The organism is Ereboglobus sp. PH5-5 (assembly GCF_029504805.1).
Classification (GTDB): Bacteria; Verrucomicrobiota; Verrucomicrobiia; order Opitutales; family Opitutaceae; genus Ereboglobus.
The window spans coordinates 124,597-146,327 of sequence record NZ_JAQFIT010000003.1 but is presented as its reverse complement, the minus strand read 5'-3'; the positions used below and the strand labels follow the sequence as shown (position 1 = coordinate 146,327).

The following is a 21,731-nucleotide window of genomic DNA, read 5'->3' as shown; positions in this document are numbered from 1 at the left end:
TTCAGCCGGCGCATCCTGGCGCGACATAAACCGACTCAATTCGATTTGAGTCGGGTCACGACGAGTTAAGTCGAACTGTTCGCAACAGCACCGCGCAACGAATCGCGCAGCAGTTGCGCAATGTGCATCGTTTTCACCGGACGCCCGCCCTTTGCGGCAAGACCGCCGAGACTCATCAGGCAGCTTTGGTCGATGGAGACAATCATGTCGGGATTGCCGGCGAGCAGATGGTCGAGCTTGAGTTCGCCCATCGATTTTGAAATGTGCGGAAACGTGACGGAAAACGTGCCGCCAAAACCGCAGCATTGCTCGGACTCGTCGAACTCAAGCACGCGCAAACCCTCAATGGATCGCAGAAGCGTGACCGCGGCCGCGCCGGTCGCCGTGCCGCGCGAGTGACATGAACGGTGAAAAACAACGGAGGCGGGCGCGTCCACGCGTCCCGGCCACTTGGAGACTCCGAGTCCGTTCACAATGTAATCGACAAGCTCCCATGTGCGCCCGGCGAGTTTCCGCGCGGCGGGAAGCGTTTGCGGCTCCTTCTCGAAGGCGAGCAGCGCGCCGTGGCGAATCATCGCGGCGCACGAGGCCGAGGGGATGATCAACGGGGCGTCGCCGGTGAACGTGTCGAGCACATGGCGGAGCACTTTGCGCGAGGCGTTCCAGTCGCCGCTGTTGAACGCCGGCTGGCCGCAGCAGGTTTGCGCCTCGGGAAAATCAATCGAGCAGCCGAGGTGCTCGAGTATCTCGACAGTGGCCGCGCCCACATCGTCGAAAAGCGCGTCGCACAGGCAGGTGGCCATGAGCTGGATGTGTTTGCCGGTCGGCCGGTCGGGACATTCGTGGTCGCTGGTCATGAGAAAAACAAAATCGTGGGCGAAAATGTGCGCATCTTTATGAGCGAAGTCGAGCAAATGGAAAATCGCGTGAACCCCCCTGGGAGCGCGGGCATCCTGCCCGCAAGACGGCGCGCAGCGCCGCACAAACCTCCAAACCTGCGGGCAGGATGCCCGCGTTTGGCTTGCACTCAAGTCGCTCGTTTTAGCGGACTTAGTTGATTGTTAATGGTTTAGAACATGCGGATAAAAGCATGAATTGACCGGAAAGTGAAGCTAAAAACAACGATTTTGGCAACATTCTGGCAACCAAACTCTCTTTCTAAGGTTGCCAGTCATCTCGTTTTGTATCCAGTAATTGAATACTTTATTCAGGTCACTCAATATGGGGATTCTGTCCGCTTTTGCACGCCCTATTTTTTGGATTTGCTCAAAGTATCTTCAGTAATGCGTGATTTTCGATCCCTGCCTCGGTGGTTTGCGGGCGGTGGCGGAGTGTCTGGTCGCGCCCGCCGTGTCGGCTTTGCGGTCTGCGAATCGTCGCGCAAATCGCCGCCTCTTTCGGAAAACAGGGCGCAAAAAACAGCCGGACACAACGCACGGACGCCATTCGCTGGCTTCGGGCAGGGCGTAACTCCATGTAGTTTTACCTCCTTGTGGTTCTTATGCGAGCGTGGCCCGATGGGCGCAGAAAAGCATGTCTGTCAATCTGGAGCGCAGGCCGAGCGGGTCGAGGCCGAGAACAGATTGCACAGACATGACATAATTGCGCGCGGGACACGGTGACAATATTCGGAACTTCCGACTATGAGGTCGGTGTGACTGGTGGAGAATCTCTGTCCGTCGGAGGTATCCCTTTAATTTGTTTCTTTCAGCACCTTTGCAAGATACTGGTTGCTAAAATCGACCTTCAATTCAACCCACAACGGCAGGTGGTCGGACATCTGGAAGGTGCGCCATTTGCTCAGGTAATAGGTTTCGATTTGTTTCTCTGTCTTTCCTTTCACATTTTTCTCGTCAAAATATTGGCGGTATATTTCGAGGTCTTGAGGCGGATATATGCTTTCGGTGAAATCAAACGCACCCGCCTTTTGGCCTTTCTCCGAGAAAACAATCATCTTGGAATCCAGTTTTATGTTAAAGGCGATTTGGTCGTAATACTTTTTCTTTCCCAGGTCTGTTGGATGCTCTTTGATGGCGTCTGGAATGTAGAAGCCCCGCTTTTCGAGCGCTGTCATCGTGGCATCACCGCGATTGAAGATGTTGAAATCACCCAGCAAAATATAACTTTCGTTTTCTTTCTTGGCGCGTTTGGAAAGGAATCCGGCAATGGCGTCGATTTCGGCAAGTCTGACAGGGTCTACTGCCGACGAGGTCCCATAATAAATATGCACTGTTGTCATAATGAACCTGAACCATCCCGCTTGAAACGCGACACTGAATGGCGTTCGGGCGAATTGCAGCTTTTGGTCGATGAGTTTGTCCTTTGGAAGCACGATTTCCCCAGCCATTTTGCGGAAGAAAACTTTGCACCTGTCGTATAGAAAGGCCATGCGTTCGCCGCCACCCGCGCTGCCGTCCGTGCTGTCGGTGACAATATAATCCCAGTTGTGCCCCAGCAAGCGGACAAGTTTTTGCAGGCCGGCCAGATTGACAGAGACCTCTTGAATGGCGACAAGATCAAACCGATTGACGATTTCCGCGATGTAATGGAGGCTTTCATCGCGTCTGTTGTCGCCAAATTCCCGGATGTTCCATGTGGCCATCAGCAGGGTTTCGGATGCTGTTTTGGGAGGAATCTGCCGGTCAAGTTGCTGGCGCAGCAGGAGCAGTTTTTCGATGGTGCGTTTGCGTTCTTCGGGATTTTGGATGTTTTTGATGGGATGATATGAGGGCATGGCGGGAAGGGATTACACCAATTATCTGGATGCGCGTGGTGGCATGCAAGCCATGTCTGGTTAATAACGAGGAACGCGCCGCCTGATTTCGGGGGATGCGGTTGTGACTGGTGCGATTCGCGAATTAATGAGGGATGATTCTTCCAGCGAAGCCCTGTCGGGCCATTTGCCATCCGATCTCGCCAGACAGCAGCAGCGGCTTTTGTTGCGAGCCAAGCTATGAAGTGTTACGAACATGGCGCAATAATAACGCCCTGTCAAAAGAGGCACAGTTGTTCGATTTTGGGAGTCTCCGGCGGAGGAGCGTTCTGAAGTTCACTACCCTCAATGGCGTTTGTGTTGTCTTCACCGTCGTCCACCTCATCCATTTTAGACTCGGTGGCGGAGTCAGCTTCGAGCTCCTCAATTTCGAGCGACATTTCGGCGGTGATTGTCGGGATTGCGATCACCGGTTCGCCGCCTGGCTTGGGTGGCAGGTCGAAATACTCATGCCCGAGACGGACGAGCATGTGCCGGGGGAATCCTTCCGTGGAAAAATTCCCTGACATGAGGTGGCGCAGGAAGGCAAATTCCGCCTTGGTAAATTCAAGCCATCGGCGGCAGGTGATTTCGCTCCAACCCGAGATTCGCCCGATTTTGTCAGGGGTGTAATGACCGGATTCGGTCAATTCATGATAGAGCCGGTATGCCGCCTGCCAGAGTTCGGTGCGTTGTGCGTCGCTCGCGAAGAAGCCATAGTGCATGGCTCGTTCCGCGCTCGAACGAATCGAGCTCTGACAGATGGCATGGTGTCGTTTGAGTGCGCATTGTTGCGCCATGCGCCGGGCTTCTCCAAGCGCGGTTTTGCGCTGCCGGTCGTTTTCTGCGGCGAGTGATTCGAGGAGGTTTTGCGTGACGATTTCGGTTGGATGGCGGGGATCAATCTCGCTTATCGGATGATGTGTGAACCCGGACAGTGAATAATACCCCGTGGAGCTAAACGGGCAGTCTCCTCGTTCGGTCGCCCAAAGTGCGCCACAAAACCGGCTCCGTTTGAAGAACACGGGGCGGCCTCGTAGTTTGAAAAGATATGCGTGGAGTCTCGCGCTCATGCCACACTCCTTTCGTTGCTGAAGTGAAGTTTGCGATCATCGCCGATGTAGAGGTCGATTTCGCCGAACCCGTGGCTGGCATGGGTGAGTTGCTGCATCGCGTATTCGGCGGATTCGTCGTCGGTGCGCTCGTCCCAAAACCCGGAACCTTGATGGTTGCGCGTGAGCCAGAAGTTGTGGCCGTTGCGATCATCGTCGAGATGAGTCAGATCGGTTTCGTTTTCGCGCATGAATCGCGAGCACTCCGCCCATGCGCTCAAGAGGGATTCGGTGGCGATGGAGGTTATGCCAAAATCCTTGTCGAACGGTTCGCCTTCGTCGTCGGTCGAGGCCCAGAGCGATGCGGTTAAATAGCCCCGTAAAAAACGAAAGGTCGCGGTTTCACCGAGGTTGATATTGTGAATCAATTCGATGCGCAGTGCCGTGAGTTTGCGGCCTTTGGGCAGGTTGAGGAGTTCCAAATCGAACGTCGTTTCGCATGTAATCATGATGTTTGACGGAATCAGGCGCAGTCCGTTTCCGGCGACATGCCGGAGTGTCTTCGGCCATGCCCGATTCACGCGGTTCCGAAAGCACACCCAGTCAAAGGACGCCGGAGCCTGTGCGGAGGCGTCCGGTGTGGAGTCCGGCGAGCTTTGTCGAAGCCGGAACTACATTGACGGGTGTGGTATCGTGACGGAACACGCAGCGGGCAGCTAATTAACTTTATATAACTATACAATTTTAATACTGAAACAACATCTCACGCAGTATTAAGTGTATATGCCCATTCACCAACGGGTCAGAACCCCTTGCAGATAAGACTCAATCCTTTGGGCGTGAAGGCATCTGCGGCTAGATGAGAAGCATACCCTGCACAGAAAGCACCTGCTAGATCTGCCACCCATCGCATGGGCGTTGATTCTGTTTCGCAAGTTGCTAAAAAATGAGTAGTCTTAATGCCTATTGCCATGCTCAAAAAACTATGCAGGCTCCCTCGATGGTTAGGGCCTGTTTTTCTATTGGCCGGTTCAACCATATCTGGAATACAGCTACCTATTGCTGCTGCTGCCGCACTTGCCGCAATATGAACAGGGCAGATTTCTAAGGAACACTCCATGTGCGGATTCTGGCGACTGGTTTGTTTTGCTAAACTGTAGGCTGCTCCAGTGGCAGCGCCAATCAGAAGATGTGTTTTGAACCGAGGCATAGTGTTAAATCGTATCGTGCGGAATGGCTGGCCCAATCCATTTTCCATCAATTAAGTATAATTCATAATAAACCAGCCATTCAGCAATCCATGGAATGATTGTTTTATGGAGATCATAGGCTCCTGACCACGGCTGGGTGGGCGGATGATAAAGACAAAGGATGCCGTTGCCATACATGTGGATTTCTGTCTTTGGCTCGATATATGGTGCCAAGATTCGCACTTGAGGGCTCTCCCATTCTTTATACTGAATGCGAATGGTATATTTATTTGAATAATCGGTGGGTTGTATTTCTCCAACACAGTCTAATTTTCCACGATGCAACTTACATTTGAATCCAGGAAAATGCTTCGGGACGAGCAAAGACTGCAAAACAAAGTGGCGATAATGGCGGCTTCTATTTAAGGGAATAATGGAACGAGTCGCCATAGAATGCGTGCGCTATGTTGGGGACAGCCGCTGTCGATACTGTCACAATACGGCCAGCGCAGTCTGTGCCGGCGTTTCCTGTGGAGAGGATGGCCGCTTTTTCAAGAAGCGCTTGGCGTTTTGCTTCATCTTTTGCCTCATCCTCTTGTTCTTTGAGGAATCCATCCGATTGAAAGACCCAGTCCCACGCACGTCTTGCTTTTGGCTCATCGCAATCATGCTGGAAAAGCACGATCAGGGATTCAAGTGCTTCACCAATGCGCGCTCGCAAGTTCAACACGTTTTGATCAGCTTTGCTCTTTGTAAGTTTGGCTCTTGGACAACCTGTGTCCGCTAGGTTTTCAATTTCGAGATTCCAAACCAAGCGGTTTTTCAAAGCCACGAGGGTGTCGTAAAATGCAGTGTCATCACGTTTATTTGCGCAAAAACACTCGACGATTAACATAGTGAGCTTCATGCCATTTGGTAGATCCCACTTGGTGTCTGTCTCTGCGTTACGACTTCGGCAGAAACGCTTTAACCATTTGATCATTCGACGCATCTGGCTACCCGAGTCTTCTGATTGTTCGTTTTTTTCCTTAACCACGGTTTCTAGCCATTCGTTAACGCGCGTGGGATTTGAAACACACCAGCCCCCTTGGCCGGCCAGTTCAGTGATGGTTTTTCCGTTATCGTCCTCGTATTCTCTATACACAGGAATGTCTACATGATGCGCATAGTCGTCTTCATCCGCGTAAAAGACACGCACGCAATTGCTCATTATTTTGGGCTGTCGCTTGAACCGATCATCTTTCAGGGCATCGCGAACCATCTCTCGAACTTCTTGCGCCGTCATTTCGGATCCATCTTTGTTTTTTAATTGGGAGCGGCGGATAACGACACCATAGTCAATATCATATTCTTCGTTAACAAATCGTGTCTGAATGACGGTATTCATTGCGAACGATCCTTGGCTGCGAAAGTTGGCCTCGCCTATGCAGATTTTGGGGCTGCGTTCTCCCAAGCGGGCGATCAGGCGATCCGCGTTCGCTTTCCGGTGATCCAGCAGCATCGAACGCATATCAGGCGGAAGTTTGATTTTACGCTCGTAAAATTTTTTGAGTTGTTGGTCGTAGTCGAACATATTGATTGTGAGTTGGTGATTATTCAGAAAGTTGTTGGGCGTAAGCGGCCCAGTCTATGGCAGGCACAGTGCCGACCGATTGAAGACGCTTTAACAGGCGAAAAAGAAAGAAAACCAAAGCGTTGGCCTTCGGCCCGAACGTATAGGTGTTATCGAATGTATCAAAGCTTGCCCCGCTTACCGCCAAACCACAGTCCAAGCGGCGCTCTCCCGTCAACTTGGTATGTAGTTTTTTGAACGAAGCGCCGAATCCATCGCTCCAATCAATATCAAGTGCAAGGATGCCACTGACAATATCTATGTGTGGTTTGGGCTTATACAAGCCGCCCGCATGGGGAATCTCCACAGAGGTGCGGTGCATGCGGCGAACGCTGGCAGCTTTGTCCGCTGCGTATTCCAAGTATCCTTTGTTGATGGTCGGCTTGCACTCAAACACTGCATAAACTGCCTCGGCTGGGACGTAGCGATGCTTTTCTTTATCCAGCAAAGTTGGGGTGTATTGGCGGTCGAAAATTACGATGTCGATCGAGTCTGTCGTATGCCCAAGGCTGTCTAGGATGATCGCCTTTGCGACTGTGTAGCGGTTAGGGAGATATTTTTGCAGCAAGTCGATGAAGAGCTGTTCGTTATGCTCACCCATGTCTCCATTGTGGGTGATGTGCTCGGAGGCTTTGAGCTTGGCATTAACAAGCGCTTGTTCGCTTGCAAATGCCGATTGGAGAAAGGCTTTCCCATCTTTCTTAGAGAGTGATTTTGCGCGATTTGACATAATTTAATGAACTTTATTTACAGATGTTTCATTTAAATGAAGCCGTGGAGTCAAGTTTTTTTGAAAAAAAATCATTTTTTCTTCATTTTAATGAAAAAATCTGCATATTCATCTGTATGGCTATAGGCGTGCGCATTCGATCTCTTCGTTTAAAATCGGGACTTACTCTACCGCAATTATCAGAAAAGGCGGAGGTATCAATTGGACTGCTTTCACAATTGGAAAATTCCGATACCAATTCAATAAATCCGAATCTTCAGACACTAAGAAAAATCGCCAATACCCTGGGGGTGACGATAGCAGATTTGCTGGACAAGCCTGTGGCGGTAAGTCGATCAATTGTGCCTGAAAAGCTAGATCAAGGATTGGCTGATTTCCTCGAAAAGGCACGCAAGCAAGGGATGGAAATCGACGAGGCTGTTGTGCAGGGTTGTTACGCTATGCAGGAGCGAGATGGTGCCCCTAAAACTGCGACTGATTGGGAATTTTTATATAAGACCATTAAGATGAATTTCGATGCGCGGAGGAAGAATGACTAATCGCAGATCGTTCGAGTTCTTCACGGATCGTCATGGCAGGACGTGGATGAATGCCTCAGTGGTGGCACTGATGAAACACAAAGCGCAGCCAAATGAGATACCGCAGGAAACTATTCGACGCTTAGCACGGACAATGGTCGCTGATGCAAAAACCCAAGGATGGAACGAGGTCCCATTTGACCCCGAACTACTGGCGGAATTGCACGGAATCGAAGTGCGCTGCGCGAATGAAGATATCAAGGCGGAAGCTCGACTGATGCCGCTTCCGGATTGTCGCTTGCAGATCGAGTATGCTAGCGATGCGCCAGAAACGCGCCGGCGCTTTTCAATTTGTCACGAAATCGCACATACGTTTTTCCCAGATTGCTTCGAACAGGTGCAACACCGGCGACAGGCCCAGAATCATGATCGAATTCATGCAGAGTTAGAGCAATTGTGCCACGTAGGCGCTGGTGAACTCCTGATGCCTGTGGATGAATTCACTGTTGCCATTGCAGAACGGCCACCGGACATGTCCGTGGCAAGTGAGATTGCTCAACAATTCAACGCATCACATGAGGCAGCACTGCGACGCATGGTTGATTTGACGGATACTGTATGTTGCCTGATATGGCTTTCGGAACGTCTCAAACCTGCTCAACAAAAGAATGCCGGTCCGGAACTTGATTTAGGATTGCCTGGGCCGCTCCCAAAATTGCGCGTTGACTACCAGTTTGGCTCGCAAAAATGGCGGAATTTTATCCCGCCTCACAAATCCATACCGGATACATCAAAATTATACACGTTTTTTAGCGGTATAGGTGAAGCAAACATGACGGAAGATTGGAGTGAGTTGAAGCTCGGTAATCTTCAAATTCAGGCCGTGAAGAGTATTCATGCCGAGCCTGAATCAAAAGGGCTTATGGTGCTTTTATGTCAATAACAACACGGTCATTCTCCGGTTAGGTCGAGCGCGTATGGTATCGTGACGGAACACGCAGAGGGCAGCTTTATACCAATACCGCATGTGCGGTTTTCTCGGTGTTGACGCGTGGTGATGGAGGCGCGGATCGCGGAGTCCGGTTATCGCGCTCATGCGAAGTCGAACATTTGCTGTCCAAGTGCCATTTTGATTTGCTCGGTTTTTTCCGGTGACGGCGGTTGCCCCTGTTGTCCGATTTCGGATGAAATGAGGGCAGCGTCGATGGGCACGGCTGTTTCGGCACCGATTTTTTGATTCCCGTCCGCGACAGATTTCGCGCGCGTCGGAGCGAGCAGATGCAGGGTGCCGCGCATTATCCAGTGGATGTTTTTCCACGATGCGAAGAGCTCCATGCTGAGTGTGTTTCCGTGGATAATCTCGGCGGGGATTCCCCAAAGCGTGGTGTTGATAAAGCACATGTCGCAGGCGGTCTTGCTGATGTCGATGGCGGTGACTCGCAATCGCGGACGGGTTTCGGGCGGAAGCATTTTCGCAAAGGCCATTATCATCGCCCCCGCGCCGCAGGCCGGTTCACAAAGTGTGATCGGGCCTTCAGCGGGCATTGCCGTGTCGCCGGCGACCAAGTGGCCGATCATTTCGCAGATGTTCTGCGGGGTGTGAAACTCGCCGTTCCATTGCTGGCTTTTGTGCGAGAGGGCGAGTTCCATGTAGTGGCTTCCGAGCAGGTCGGTGAATGGCTGGTCTTCCATTTCCAAGACCAGCGCGGCAAGCGCGTGGCTGAATATGTTCAGCTCATCCCTGTTCCAGCGTTTGGCTTCTTCGAGATATTCGGTTTCGCGCGTGCCGTGCGCGAGGGCGCAGGCGGCCAGCGTGGTGAATGCTGAAAAGACTTTGTGGGCGTCCTGGTAATGGATGAGTTGTTCGATCAGCGACCTGAATGTCGGTGTTTTGTTTTTCATGCGTGATGCGGAATCGCGCGGCCTCCGTTTCCAGCGACATGCTGGTTAGTCCGGCGCTGCCCGATTTACGCCGTTCCAACGTCACACCCAGTCAAAGGACGCTGGAGCCAGTGCGGAGGCGTCCGGTGTGGAGCGCGGTGGGCGCGTCCCGCCGCGACTACATTGACGGGTGTGGCAAGCTGGCGGAACCCACACAGCGGGCAGGAAGTTCAATGCCGGGTGCGATTGGATACGCGTGTGCGAGCGCACGGGTTTTCGTGCCGTTTTTCTTAGCCTCAAAAATGCGGGCAACCGGCCAACATGGAAAATGCTTGGACACAGTTGCCCTGATAAAACACGGGGAATGCCGACCAGTTTCCGCGCGTGCGCAAATCGCGCACTGGCGTTCACAGCCACCGTCTTTTCAGCGCGTCGCAGTTGCCAAACAGATGCCATGCAAGGTCGCTCACGACGTGCTCGGCGGCATCCAGTCCGACTGCCATGACCCGGATGGCGTCGCGCCTTCTGTCGTAGCGAATGGCAATCGCATCGGCTGCGAGTTTGGTGATGCGATACGGAAGGCCGCCGTCGATTATATACAAGTCAATGAAACGGGTTGTCCCTGATTTTGAGACGTGCCGCAGAATGGCGTAAACGACCTCATCGGGTTTGAGATATTCCGCCTTCAATGATTTGATCGCCTTAGCGCGTGCGAGCCGTGCCAGTTGGACGCGTGTCAGTCCGGTGTCTTGAGCGATTGATGAGTTCATGTTGATAAACGAAATCGTCCAACGTCCGCTTCCGGCGAAGTGCCGGGGCATCCGGTGTTGCCCGATTTCACCAACCTCGGGCACGCCAGGTCAAAGGCGCGCGGAGCATGTGCGGAGCGCGCCGTGGTGGAGCCGCGACGAAGGAGCGGACAACCTTGACGGCGTGTGAAAATGGTGAACCCAGGGCAGAGGTTTTTCCATTCCCCGCGTGGGCGATTCGTGATGTCGATGCCCTGATTTCCGCGCGTGTCGCGATTTGGCGGCAGGCCCGCGAGGAGTTGCGGGTCGTTCAGAGCGGGAAGCAGCCGGAAGGCCGCAGCAGTCCGCCGAGGAATGCAGGCGGCCTGCGGAGGCTACTGGAGGCGTGGCGACCGCGAGGAACGCGCCCGCATCTCCTCGCGTGTGCCGTGGTCGCATTCCGCCAACGCACGATGGCGCGCCGCGAAACAAGTCCCCCTGGGACGAAGGGACGCGGCGCGTTTTCGTGCCGGTCGGATGCATCCAAAATTGGGATACAAAAATCAGGACAAACCGGACGCTCGCGCGTCCTCTATTTAGCGTCGCACGCCGCCGGTATGTTGCGGTGCATGAAAACCCTGAAAAAAACATTGCGCCCTTGCGCAAGGGGAGAGGCGTCCTGCTTACAAAAAACGCATGTGCGTTTCGAGTGCGCGCGGCCTGTCCGCATTACTCACGCGCATGTCGCGATGGAGGTGCCGTCGTGCTGAGTCCGAAGCCGCAGTTGAATCTCGCCAACGCGCTCGGGTATTTTCGCGAGCATCTGGCCGTTGGCGATTACTACATGGACGGCCATGTGGTCGCCGGTCAGTGGCGTGGCATCGCCGCGTCGATGCTCGGCTTGGAGGGCGTTGTCACCGAGGAAAAGTTTCTCGCGATGTGCCAGGGCTTTCATCCCGACACGGGCCAGCGCCTGACCATGCGGCACAATACGACGCGTCGGGATGGCGGGCACACGGTGTCGAATCGCCGCGTGTTTTATGACTTCACAATCAGTCCGCCAAAGTCGGTTTCGGTGGTCGCGCTGTATCAAGATGCCCGCATTGTCGAACTCCACGATCACGCGGCGCGCGTGATGATGGACGAGCTTGCAAAGTTCGCAGAAACGCGCGTGCGCAAAGGCGGCGCGAATGGCGAGCGTGTCACCGGCGGGGTTGCCGCCGCGTTGTTCAGGCATGACACGAGCCGGGAACTCGACCCCCATTTGCACACGCACTGCGTGGTGTTCAACGCGACCTATGATTTTGCCGAGGAAAAGTGGAAGGCGCTTCATGCGACGGGCATGTATCGGGCGCAAAAGTTTGCGGAAAATCTCTACTATCACGAATTGGCAAAAGGCCTCCGGCAACTCGGCTATGACATCGCCAACACGCCAACCGGATTTGAAATTCAAGGGGTGCCGCAAAGCGTGGTCGCCCGGTTTTCCAAGCGACATCAACAGATCGACGCGGAGACGAAAAAGCGCATCGGGGAAGAAGGACTGCGCGGCAACGAAAAGGCGCTCCGCGAGCAGGTGGCGCACGACAAGCGACGTCGCAAAATCAAGAACATGCCGGCGGAGCAACTGCGCCCGCGCTGGTCCGCGGAAATGCCGAAATCCGAACGCTCGGCCTTGGCCAGTCTCGCCCCGGAAAAGTTGACGGTGCCGCCGCCTCCGCTGCCGTCCGAGAAAACCGACCTGTCCGCATTGGTGACGTGGGCGGACGCACACTTGTTTGAGCGCCGCTCGGTCGTCGGCGACTACGAGTTGATGTCCGCCGCGCTGGAGCGTGGCCGCGGTGAAAACTTCAGTCTTTCCGACGTGGAGAAACAAGTGTCGGAGCGCGATTACGTCCGCGATGCGAAGTCGCGCAAGTTGACCTCGCGCGAGGCGCTGACCTGCGAGTTGTCGCTTGTCATCGACGCGCAAGGCGGGATGTTCGAGCATGACGCATTCAATGCAACGCACGAACCGGGGGCGGGGCTCTCGGCGGAGCAGCGCACTGCGGTGATTCGCATTTTGCGCAGCGAGGATTTCATCACGGTGTTTCAGGGCGGCGCGGGCACGGGCAAAAGTTTCACGTTGCGCGAGGTGGTGCGCGGACTGCAAGTGGCGCGGCATCCGGTGTTCATTGTCACCCCGCAACACCAGCAGGCGGAGGATTTGCGCCGGGAGGGACTGAAGGCAAACACGCTTGCACGGTTGATCGTCGGCGGGGCTGACGCGCATTTGCGGCGCGGCGCGGTCGTGATCGTCGATGAGGCCGGGCAGGTCGGCGGGCGCGACATGCGCGCGTTGATCGACCGGGTGCAGGCGTGCGGCGGGAGGTTGATTCTGTCGGGTGACACACGGCAGCAAGGCGCGGTCGCGGCATCGGATGCGCTGCGCGCAATCGAGCTGCACACGAATTTGCAAACGGTGCATCTGCGCTCGATTCGACGCCAGGACCCGCAAGCCGCGCAGTCGCGAAAGGAAAAAACATTCATCAAGAAATACCGCTCGGCGGTGCAGGCCGCATCCGAGGGGCGCCTGGCGGACTCGTTCGACAAACTGGACGCGCTCGGATGCATCCGCGAACTCGACGCGAAGGAGCGCATGACGGAGCTGGCGCGCGAGTATTGCGCGGCGCTTTATCGCGGCGAAAAAGTGCTCGCCGTCGCCCAGACTTGGGCCGAGGTGCGCGCTGCGAATGCGGCGATCCGCGAACGCTTGAAAAATGAGGGCAAGCTGGGTGAGGGCACGGCAATCGAGTCGCTGCAATCACTTGATTTGAGCGAGGCACAGAAACGCGATGCCCGGTTTTATGCCGCCGATACGAAGGTGTGGTTTGTGCGCGATTACGGGCGGTTTAAACGCGGTGACTGCTGCGAGGTAGTCGGCGCGGATGAGCGCGGCGTGACCCTGGAAAAAGACGAACGAACCACGACGGTAAGCAACCGCTACGCGGACAGGTTTGTGGTGGTGAAGACGCATCAACAGGAGTTGGCGCGCGGGGATCGGCTGCTGATGAAATTTAATGGAGACTCAATCGAAGGAACCCCGATAAGGAACGGCGAACTGGTGACGATATGTCGTGTGTTAAAAGACAAAAGCATCCGTGTCCGAGACGACGTTGGCACGATAAAAACACTCTCGTCGGCGCAGAAAATGTTCGTGCCCGGTTACGCGGTGACTTCGTATGCCTCACAGGGCAAAACCGTCGACACCGTGCTCGTTTCCCACGACGCCGAGCAAGCGCCGATCAACCGCCAGCAATGGTATGTTGGAATCTCGCGAGGGCGTCGGAAAGTCGTCGTGTTCACCGGCGACAAGGAAGCGCTACGTCTGAACGTGGAGCGCGAATCCGACCGCGAACTCGCGCTGTCGATCAGGCCCGACGAGGCGACCACTGCGCGCCTGCGCGAAAGACTTATGGAGGAGCATCAGCACCGGTTGACGCTGCAAGCGCAGGAACGCCTGCACGAATCAGTCCGGCAATGGGTGTCGCCACCCCTTCCCCAACAACAGCAACAATCAACAAATAGAGGAATACGAATATGAGCCTGAGAGAACAAATCGAACAACGCCGCATCGCGCAATCGGCGAACGGCAGCATCGCGTCCGCGAAACCGGGGAAATCGGAAAAGCAACCATCAACACCGCCGGTGCGTTTCCTGCGCATTATGAAGATGAACAAACGCTGCTGGGCGCTCCCGTGGGGGAGCTTTCACGGAGTGGGGTTCACGCCGGGTGCCGAGTCCGCTGACGATGACTCCAAATATGAACGCCTGCACCTGGTCTTCTCGCGCCATGAAGTCGCCGTGCGGGGTTACAATCTTGCCGGTGTTGTTATCGCCATCGAATCTAACACCTTTCGGGAACTCTGCGAAACGACGGAAAAATACACCGATGCGACGACACCCGTAATTTTAGCCGTGGAGATCAATGTGAAGACTCAATGAAACAACGCGAATGGGCCGTTCGTCCCTGAAAATGAGCCAAATATCCAAGCCGGGAATTACGATTTTGGGCATCATTGTTTGATTCATGTCGAGTCATTTTATCCTCGCTGTTGTGAGCCTCGGTTGCGCGCTTGCCGTGCATCGCATCGGCATGTCGCCAAGCGCAACATGGGCAATGTCGGCGGTGTTTGGCGTGTTTGCAATCTGGCAAGTGGCGTGCGGCGTGAGTGCGCGGCCCGGACGTTTGCGCGCGAAACCGATTTTGACGCTGGGCGGTTTCTCGTGGTCGCTGAATGATTTTTGTCGCGGGTGGCTTGTCACCGGTGAAACAGGCAGCGGCAAAACGCTCTCGGCAATCAACGCGATGCTCTGGCAGGTCTCGAAAAATTGTCCGAATTGGGGCGGCATCTGCATCGACGACAAGGGGCTTTATTGGGAAACGCTCTCGGCAATGTTTCGGCATTTGGGACGCGAGGAGGATTTGATTTTGTTGCAAGTGCGACCAGACGGCGCACCCGCCGATTGGGAGCCACCGCACACGTTTAATTATCTGGACGATGCGCGGCTGCCCTACTCTGCGAAGGCGAAGGATGTGTGCGATGTGGCGTCCTCGCTCGGGCAGGATGGAGACCAGTCGTTTTTCAAAACGCAGGCGGAAATACAGATGGGGTTTGCGTTTCAAGCGCTGGCGTGCGCCGGCATGGACGTCACTCTTAACAATGCCTATGATCTGCTCTCATCGGATGACGAGATGCAGGACATCATCGACATGCTGGATGACAGAAACACACCGGAGTCGCGCGAGTTGATGGATCATTACCACACGCAAATCGCCAGCCAGCCCGCAGAGCAGTTGGGCGGCGTGCGTGGCACGCTCGCGAATCGGCTAAAGCACTTCACACCGCCGGACATCGCGAGGGTGTTTTGTCCGAAAAAATCGACGCTTTCGTTTTCGGATATCGACCGTGGAAAGGTGATTTGTATTTCGATTCCGCAGCGTTTCAAAACGGAACGGAGATATATTCACACACTGCTCAAGCTCGCGTTTTATTCGCATGTGCTGTTGCGCTTTGATCGTCCGTCAAAGGCGCGCGCGGGCGACAACCTGCTCGTCCTGTGGGCGGACGAAGCGCAGAAAATCGTCACGGCGAACCACGACGGCACGAGCGATTACAATGTCGTGGACGTGATGCGCGAGGCGAAGGCGACGGTCGTGGCCGCGACGCAATCCTACACGTCGCTCATCCCGCCGATTGGCGACGAGAAGAAGGCGAAGGTTTTTATAGCGAACATGGCGAACCGCGTCATGTTCAAGGCCGCCGATGAGGAGTCGGCCAAAATCGCCGCCGACACGCTCGGCAAAAAGAAATACAGGAAGCGCACCTATGGTTATTCGGCGGGCAAGCGCACCACATCGGTTTCCGAGGAAGAAAAGTATTACATCGAGCCTCATGAGTTTCGGCGGCTGCGGAAGTTTCAGGCGGTCGTGCAGCATTGCGAAATGGGGTTTCGGAGGGTTACGCTGCCGCCGCGCGAAGCCGATGGGCGTGTAAGCGGGTGGTTTCGATAAGGAGATTTTTGAATGACTATAAATCTGGAAAATGACACAGGATGGTTTCAGGAGCGCCGAGAACAACTTCGCAATCTCGGCGCGCATCTGCACAAGCATATCAAGGGACAATCGCATGTCATCAGACGCGTCGAGTCGGTGTTGCGACGTGGCGAACTCGGCCTCGCGCATCCAGGACGTCCGAAAGGTTCGTTTCTGTTTGTCGGGCCGACCGGCGTGGGGAAAACGGAAATCACAAATGCGTTCACGGGGTATCTTTTCGACGGGGCGAAGCCGATTCGCTTCGACATGTCGGAATACCAAAACCAATCGTCGGTCGAAAAACTAATCGGCGAAAAAGTCGGCGACATCGGCTTACTTGGCCGCGCACTGGCGAAAGAGGATTGTGGCACGCTGCTCTTTGACGAAGTAGAAAAAGCGCATCCACTCGTGCTCGATTTGTTCCTGCAAATCCTCGATGAGGCGAACATCACGCTTGCCACCGGCGAACGAAAAAATCTTTCAAGTTTTTATGTGGTGTTCACCTCGAATATCGGCGCGTCGGAGGCAATGCGGATGCAGTCTGCGCCATTTGCGTCAATCGAACGCACGGTGCTTGCGAGGGTCGGTCAGCAACTTCGCCCCGAACTGGTCGGGCGCATGACAGAGAAAATCGTGTTCGCAAGATTGAGCTTCGAAATTCAGCGCGAAATTTGCGAAACCATGATCGCCAAGGAATTGGCACGCCTGCAAAAACTCGGGCATGAGTTGGCAGTCACGCCCGACGACATCGAGGCAATCCTGCGCGAAGGCGTTCACAAAACCCTCGGAGCGCGCCCCATGCGCGGAGCGGTCGAGCGTTTTTTGCAAGATCGTGTTACTTCCTCGGTGTTGGATATATTCGTCTAATAACTGCAGGCATCTTGGATCTGGCATATTTTTAATTTGGACGCTCGAGTGTCACGGACATAAGACCAGTGACCACTTCGTTGGCCAGAGTTCGAAGGGTGAGCGAACGGAGTTCCTTGTCTGGATCGAGAGGAAGATGCAACACGGTCGCCGCGCCGCCGGGGATGCGGCGGCCTGTGCCTTTGACGGTTTCCTTGTCATGGATGCGGATATTGCCTGTTTTCAGATCGATGCGCGCAAGCGGCGGTGTGGCACAGTGAAATTGGTAGTCATCATAGAACAAGTCTTGATCGATAGGCCACCAAGTGTCGGGGTTGCGGAGCGCGAGGCGCGCCGTTGTGCCGTCGGCGTAAGTGACGATGAGTTCGGCATTGTCGATGCGTGATTGCATCCAGTAGGTCGATCCGGCCATAAGAAAATACGCATGGCGCGCGCGGCCTTCAATCGGGATGACTGCTTGTGTTGGGTAATTGTTCCAGATTGCAGTGTAGAGGATATTGTGAGCCGTTTTATCGCCGGGTGTTGCGAAGGTCACGCCGTTGGGCATGCGGATGAGGTTGTTGTTTTTCGCGGCGAGCGCGCGCAAACCGATGTCATCAATTTCGGCGGTGGCGTGAACGTGGCCGGCCCACGCACCAATGCCTTGTATTGGCATCGCAAGCGAGACATGCGGCGAGCGGGGTGAGCGGTATTCATTTTTGAAGATTTGCGTAACACTGTCGTTAAAATACGGCGCGAGCGGCACATTTGTGAATTTTGTCTTTTTGGGAAGAGACTTGTGCCAGTCAAAGGGCTCCGCGATTGGCTTAGCCTTCTTGTCGGAAACACTGCGGTCAGTGCTCCAAGCAGGATATGCGACGAATGCGCGGGGGTCACCTTTAGTCACCGGCCAATTGATGGTGATTTCGGCGCGCGTGGCAGCGATGGAATCGGGAATTTCTATTTCGAGGCGAACACCAGTGAGCGTGTCAATGCAGCGCGGCGCGGGCGCGGGGTTCCCGTTGATAGTCACATCTGGAACACCCCCACGCGGGAGTAGCTGAAGCCGCAGCGTTTGAGGCGTGGAAAAATTTTGTGTGACGATGTAGGTGTCAGTGTCGGCAGCACACTCAAATGAGACAGATACGGTGGGATGACGGAGCGCGGCGTGTGTCCACTTCGCAGGCCAGCCGGGTGTGATGGTGAGCGTCTTTGCGAGCGCATCGGGTTGGATGCCGAATAGTCCCTCGACAATGGCACGCGCAGTCACACCGCCACCGTCGGAGAAGTCGCGTTGTGATTCCCGGCGATAGACATCGAGATAATTGAGCGTGCCGACGTTGCCGGGACAGATGCCCATGAACATGCTGGCTAGAAGTGCGCTCTTTGTGAGGCGAAACGCATACTCGGGACGATCCGCCTTCCAGAAGGCGTGCGCGGTATGGATGTTTTCGCCCATGACGACATTGTTTATTGACCAACTGTAGGGCATCCAGTCGGTGGTCGGGAGAACTTGGTAGTCTTCGTCCTCAGGCACACCAGGCCCGCGCACGGGAATTGCGTGATAGTGCGTGTTGGCATAGCGCACGGCGGAGCGGGCTTGTTCAGGTGTGAAAAGGCCGCAGTCCATCGCATGATAAAAGCTCCACAGCGCCGCACTGGGATGCGCGAGTTGGTTACCAAGGAGGTCGCGGTATTCGGCGAACATGCCTTGTTCAGGAAGCCAAAGATATTTTTCCGCGGCGCGGGCGATGAGCGCGGCCTCCTTTTCGTAGGCGGTAGCCTTGTCGGTTCCGCCGAGTGCGTGCGCCAATCGTGCGGCCTGTTTGTTGTGATAATAAACGTATGCGGTGCCGTGGGTGGTGCCGCCTCCGTTGTATTGCAGGTCGTCGCTTGCCCAGATTTGCGCGTAGGATTCGTAGAGTGGAAGTTTTTCGGGACCAAACTCGCGACGGAAGAGGCGGTATTCCCATGCGAGGTGACGCTCGATGACGGGCCACACTTGTTTCGCGAAATCGAGGTCGCCCGTCCAAAGAATGTGCCTGAAAAGAGCATCGATATAGACGGTGTTCATATCGTAGTGGGAGTTGGACATGTCGCCGTTGGAATGAAGCGCGGTTTCGCTGCGGGCGAGGTTGGCGTCTTCGTCGGGAGGCGGGAGCTTGTCGGGGATTTGTCCGGTATTTTGACGCGTGGCCCAATACGCGAGATGCCGGCGTGCGCGATCGTGCCAGCCAAGAGCATCCATCGAATAGGGACCACGCCACCCGAGGAGTCTCGTGCGCCACGCAATAGCACCATGCATGACCGCGCCAAGTTGCTCGTCCCAAGTGGCATCGGTGGCGACATTGAGGGCGGCTACAGAAGCGTTGATAAACGGATCGGGCGTATCTACGGCGATTTGGTTGCGGAGTGTGGCAAAGTGTTGCGCAGTATCGTCGAAGATTTGAGGAAGCTCGTCCGATGTAAAAGGGGGCGCGAGCGGGATCGCAACGGACGCGGGTTTCGCGTCGAGGCGGTCATGCGTGGTGACGTTTTGATATTCAGCCAAGTCACTGGCAGTGGCACGTCCGGCGTCTTGGTCATTGATGCGCTGGATGCAGAAATAAAGGGAAGTGTTTGCGCCCAGCGGTGTGGCAGAAATGAGGATGGGGGCGGAGCTTTCCAACCCCACGGGTTGGCAACCCGTGCCATTGCCGTATGCGAAAGCATCCGCGACAGCGAGTTTGGCGGCGGCGGGAAATTGGCCTGTTAGCGTGGCGTTGGTCGCGACGGAGCGCATTGTGAAGCGGGCGCGCGCGGCGTCGATTTCATAGCGGTTGTCGCGGCAAGCTTCGGGGGAAAGTTGGAAATATTCGCCAATGGGCACGGCTTCGGTGCCAATGTCGCCGTCGCGCCTGCCGCGTTGTCCGTTTGCCCCGCCGTAGGTGGCGAGGAGTTCGATGCTTTCGGAAGGGAGAAGATTGTCCGCATCGACACGGACGATGAGGCCGTCAGTTTGGTGGAGCGCGATGGCGCGGACGTGAAGCACAGCGTTGTTACCCAGAAGCGGGTCGCGGATTTCGTAGAGCATTTCACCGGGACGGTAACGAGCCGTTATGCTCGCGGTTTCGTGGAGCCACTTGGCTTTGCCGCTGACGGTGCGGATGCCGAAACGGAGATTGCCGCCGCGCCCGGGAAGGTAGAGGGCGAACTCGGGCATGTCGCCGGCATCGACGCGGAAGGCGGTGTTGCTGCCGTAGAGGGGGCGGTTGAAAAACTCGCCGCCGTTTTCGATGACAAAATCCTGTCCGTCGGGCGTGTAGCGGAGCGGACGTTCAATGTTGCTCTTGAGATTTGGGAAAAGCTTTTTCGGGCCGGTGACAACTTGCGCGTCCATGGCGACGGGCGCGATGGCGAGGATGAATGCACCAGTGATAACGGCAAAGTAGCGGGTTGTTCTTGTCATGATATTGAAAGTGTTTTGTGGCTTCACTGCGGCCTGTGTTTTTTGACGAAGAGCGCGTAGGCGGCGATTGCCGCGAAGCAGAGCAGCGGAAGGACAAACGACACGCGCGTCGAGGAGAGCGCCTCGCCGAACCAGTGGCCCTTGTCGATGATCAGGCCTTGCAACGGCGGCATCACGCAACCGCCGCCGATTGCGACGATCAGGCCGGCTGACGCGAGCTTCGCATCGTCGCCGAGTCCTTTCAACGCGATGCCGTAGATCGTCGGGAACATGAGCGACATGCACGCCGAGACCGCCACCAGGCAATACAGCCCCGTCATGCCCTTGATGAAGATCGCGCCGCAGGTGAACACGCCGCCGCCGATCGCGAGCAGCAGCAGCAATTGCGCGGGGCGAATGTATTTCAGCAGGTATGTGCAGACGAAGCGACTCGTCACAAAAATGCCCATCGCGACCATGTTGTAGCCCTGCGCGACGTCCTTGCGCATGCCGAGTTCGTTTTCGGCGTATTGGATGATGAAGGTCCACACCATGATCTGCACGCCGACGTAGAACGCCTGCGCGAGCACGCCGAGCAGGTAGCACGGGTTGGTGAAAAGCCGGCGCAGGGTCGCGCCCAGCGCCGTCGATCTCGCCTCGCCGTTTTTGCCGGAGGGCTCGTGCGAAACGCCCTCGGGCAGCCTGGCGAGCAGGAAGACGACAAAGACAACAAGCACGACGACGCCCAGCATCAGGTAGGGGCCGACAATCACGCCGAGGTCGTTTTTCTGCATCGCCGCGAACGCCGCCGGATCGGTTTCCGCGAGCACGCGGCGCCCGGCCTCCGGGGTTTGGTCGAGTTTTGCGAGGATGAAATTGCGCGCCACGAGCATGCCCGTGAGCGAGCCTATGGGATTAAACGCCTGCGCAAAATTCAGCCGGCGCGTCGCCGTCTCCTCGGAGCCGAGCGAGAGGATGTAGGGATTGGCCGTCGTCTCAAGAAACGCCAGCCCGCACGTCATGATAAAATACGCGGCGAGAAACGCGCCGAACGCCATCATGTTTCCCGCCGGCACAAACAGGAAGCATCCCGCCGAATACAGGAACAGCCCGGTGACGATGCCTTTTTTGTAACTGAAGCGCCGGATGAAAAGCGCCGCGGGAATCGCCATGAAACAATAGCCGCCGTAAAATGCGGCCTGCACCCAGGCGCTTTGAAAATTCGAAATGAGGAGGACGTTTTTGAAGGCGGCCACCATGGGGTTGGTGATGTCGTTGGCGAATCCCCAGAGCGCGAACAGCGAGGTGACGAGAACGAACGTGACGATCATGCCCGGCGGAATCACGGGCTGGCGGGTGGCGTGCGGGGGCGTTTCGGGTTGTGGCATAGAATAAATGTTTAAGCGGTCGGTGAATAGTCGCG

General features: G+C 55.6%; 18 protein-coding genes. 6 read left to right on the top strand and 12 right to left on the bottom strand.

What is annotated here, in order from left to right; all coding sequences use genetic code 11:
• Nucleotides 1-65: 65 nt before the first annotated feature.
• The 8 genes from M2103_RS02835 to M2103_RS02800 form a co-directional block, all read right to left on the bottom strand.
• On the bottom strand, nucleotides 66-857 hold the full coding sequence (locus tag M2103_RS02835) for a (Fe-S)-binding protein (protein WP_277508616.1): 792 nt from the start codon (nucleotides 855-857) through the stop codon (nucleotides 66-68).
• A gap of 836 nt (nucleotides 858-1,693) precedes the next feature.
• Nucleotides 1,694-2,734 carry an endonuclease/exonuclease/phosphatase family protein gene (locus tag M2103_RS02830; RefSeq protein WP_277508615.1) on the bottom strand — a complete coding sequence of 347 codons (1,041 nt, stop codon included), beginning with the start codon at nucleotides 2,732-2,734 and terminating at the stop codon, nucleotides 1,694-1,696.
• Between the two features lie 257 nt (nucleotides 2,735-2,991).
• The gene (locus M2103_RS02825; RefSeq protein ID WP_277508614.1) at nucleotides 2,992-3,777 is read right to left on the bottom strand and encodes a hypothetical protein; all 786 of its coding nucleotides are present in this window, start codon (nucleotides 3,775-3,777) and stop codon (nucleotides 2,992-2,994) included.
• Nucleotides 3,778-3,821: 44 nt separating this feature from the next.
• Nucleotides 3,822-4,313 carry a hypothetical protein gene (locus tag M2103_RS02820; protein WP_277508612.1) on the bottom strand — a complete coding sequence of 164 codons (492 nt, stop codon included), beginning with the start codon at nucleotides 4,311-4,313 and terminating at the stop codon, nucleotides 3,822-3,824.
• 293 nt (nucleotides 4,314-4,606) lie between these two features.
• Entirely contained in the window at nucleotides 4,607-5,014 is a 408-nt protein-coding gene (locus M2103_RS02815) for a metal-dependent hydrolase (RefSeq protein WP_277508610.1), read from the bottom strand.
• 4 nt (nucleotides 5,015-5,018) lie between these two features.
• Nucleotides 5,019-5,444, bottom strand: coding sequence for a hypothetical protein (locus tag M2103_RS02810; RefSeq protein ID WP_277508607.1), 426 nt, complete (start codon nucleotides 5,442-5,444; stop codon nucleotides 5,019-5,021).
• Complete coding sequence (locus M2103_RS02805; protein WP_277508606.1) at nucleotides 5,413-6,567, bottom strand: cyclic GMP-AMP synthase DncV-like nucleotidyltransferase; 1,155 nt, start codon at nucleotides 6,565-6,567, stop codon at nucleotides 5,413-5,415. Before M2103_RS02805 ends, M2103_RS02810 begins: the two co-directional genes overlap by 32 nt.
• Before the next feature lie 19 nt (nucleotides 6,568-6,586).
• Complete coding sequence (locus M2103_RS02800; RefSeq protein ID WP_277508603.1) at nucleotides 6,587-7,336, bottom strand: DUF6602 domain-containing protein; 750 nt, start codon at nucleotides 7,334-7,336, stop codon at nucleotides 6,587-6,589.
• 23 nt (nucleotides 7,337-7,359) lie between these two features.
• Between M2103_RS02800 and M2103_RS02795 the strand changes: the two genes are divergently transcribed.
• Complete coding sequence (locus M2103_RS02795; protein WP_277508601.1) at nucleotides 7,360-7,875, top strand: helix-turn-helix transcriptional regulator; 516 nt, start codon at nucleotides 7,360-7,362, stop codon at nucleotides 7,873-7,875.
• Between the two features lie 46 nt (nucleotides 7,876-7,921).
• The gene (locus M2103_RS02790) at nucleotides 7,922-8,797 is read left to right on the top strand and encodes an ImmA/IrrE family metallo-endopeptidase (protein ID WP_277508599.1); all 876 of its coding nucleotides are present in this window, start codon (nucleotides 7,922-7,924) and stop codon (nucleotides 8,795-8,797) included.
• 149 nt (nucleotides 8,798-8,946) lie between these two features.
• Here M2103_RS02790 and M2103_RS02785 read toward each other — a convergent pair whose 3' ends face one another.
• Together M2103_RS02785 and M2103_RS02780 are read right to left on the bottom strand one after the other, a co-directional pair.
• Complete coding sequence (locus tag M2103_RS02785) at nucleotides 8,947-9,756, bottom strand: N-6 DNA methylase (RefSeq protein WP_277508598.1); 810 nt, start codon at nucleotides 9,754-9,756, stop codon at nucleotides 8,947-8,949.
• Between the two features lie 386 nt (nucleotides 9,757-10,142).
• Entirely contained in the window at nucleotides 10,143-10,505 is a 363-nt protein-coding gene (locus tag M2103_RS02780) for a hypothetical protein (RefSeq protein WP_277508596.1), read from the bottom strand.
• A 721-nt stretch (nucleotides 10,506-11,226) separates the two neighbouring features.
• On the opposite strand from M2103_RS02780, the gene mobF reads away from it, so the two are divergent.
• The 4 genes from mobF (at nucleotide 11,227) to M2103_RS02760 (ending at nucleotide 16,902) form a co-directional block, all read left to right on the top strand.
• Nucleotides 11,227-14,043 (top strand): MobF family relaxase, encoded by a 2,817-nt coding sequence (mobF, locus tag M2103_RS02775; RefSeq protein WP_277508595.1) that lies wholly within the window; start codon nucleotides 11,227-11,229, stop codon nucleotides 14,041-14,043.
• Nucleotides 14,040-14,444 carry a hypothetical protein gene (locus M2103_RS02770; protein WP_277508594.1) on the top strand — a complete coding sequence of 135 codons (405 nt, stop codon included), beginning with the start codon at nucleotides 14,040-14,042 and terminating at the stop codon, nucleotides 14,442-14,444. Before mobF ends, M2103_RS02770 begins: the two co-directional genes overlap by 4 nt.
• A gap of 85 nt (nucleotides 14,445-14,529) precedes the next feature.
• A complete protein-coding gene (locus M2103_RS02765) occupies nucleotides 14,530-16,014 on the top strand; it encodes a type IV secretion system DNA-binding domain-containing protein (RefSeq protein ID WP_277508593.1) in 1,485 nt (494 codons plus the stop codon).
• Between the two features lie 12 nt (nucleotides 16,015-16,026).
• The gene (locus tag M2103_RS02760) at nucleotides 16,027-16,902 is read left to right on the top strand and encodes an AAA family ATPase (protein WP_277508591.1); all 876 of its coding nucleotides are present in this window, start codon (nucleotides 16,027-16,029) and stop codon (nucleotides 16,900-16,902) included.
• Between the two features lie 31 nt (nucleotides 16,903-16,933).
• Here M2103_RS02760 and M2103_RS02755 read toward each other — a convergent pair whose 3' ends face one another.
• Nucleotides 16,934-20,329, bottom strand: coding sequence for a DUF4450 domain-containing protein (locus M2103_RS02755; protein WP_277508589.1), 3,396 nt, complete (start codon nucleotides 20,327-20,329; stop codon nucleotides 16,934-16,936).
• Nucleotides 20,330-20,352: 23 nt separating this feature from the next.
• Nucleotides 20,353-21,696, bottom strand: coding sequence for an L-fucose:H+ symporter permease (gene fucP, locus M2103_RS02750; RefSeq protein ID WP_277508588.1), 1,344 nt, complete (start codon nucleotides 21,694-21,696; stop codon nucleotides 20,353-20,355).
• Between the last annotated feature and the right edge of the window lie 35 nt (nucleotides 21,697-21,731).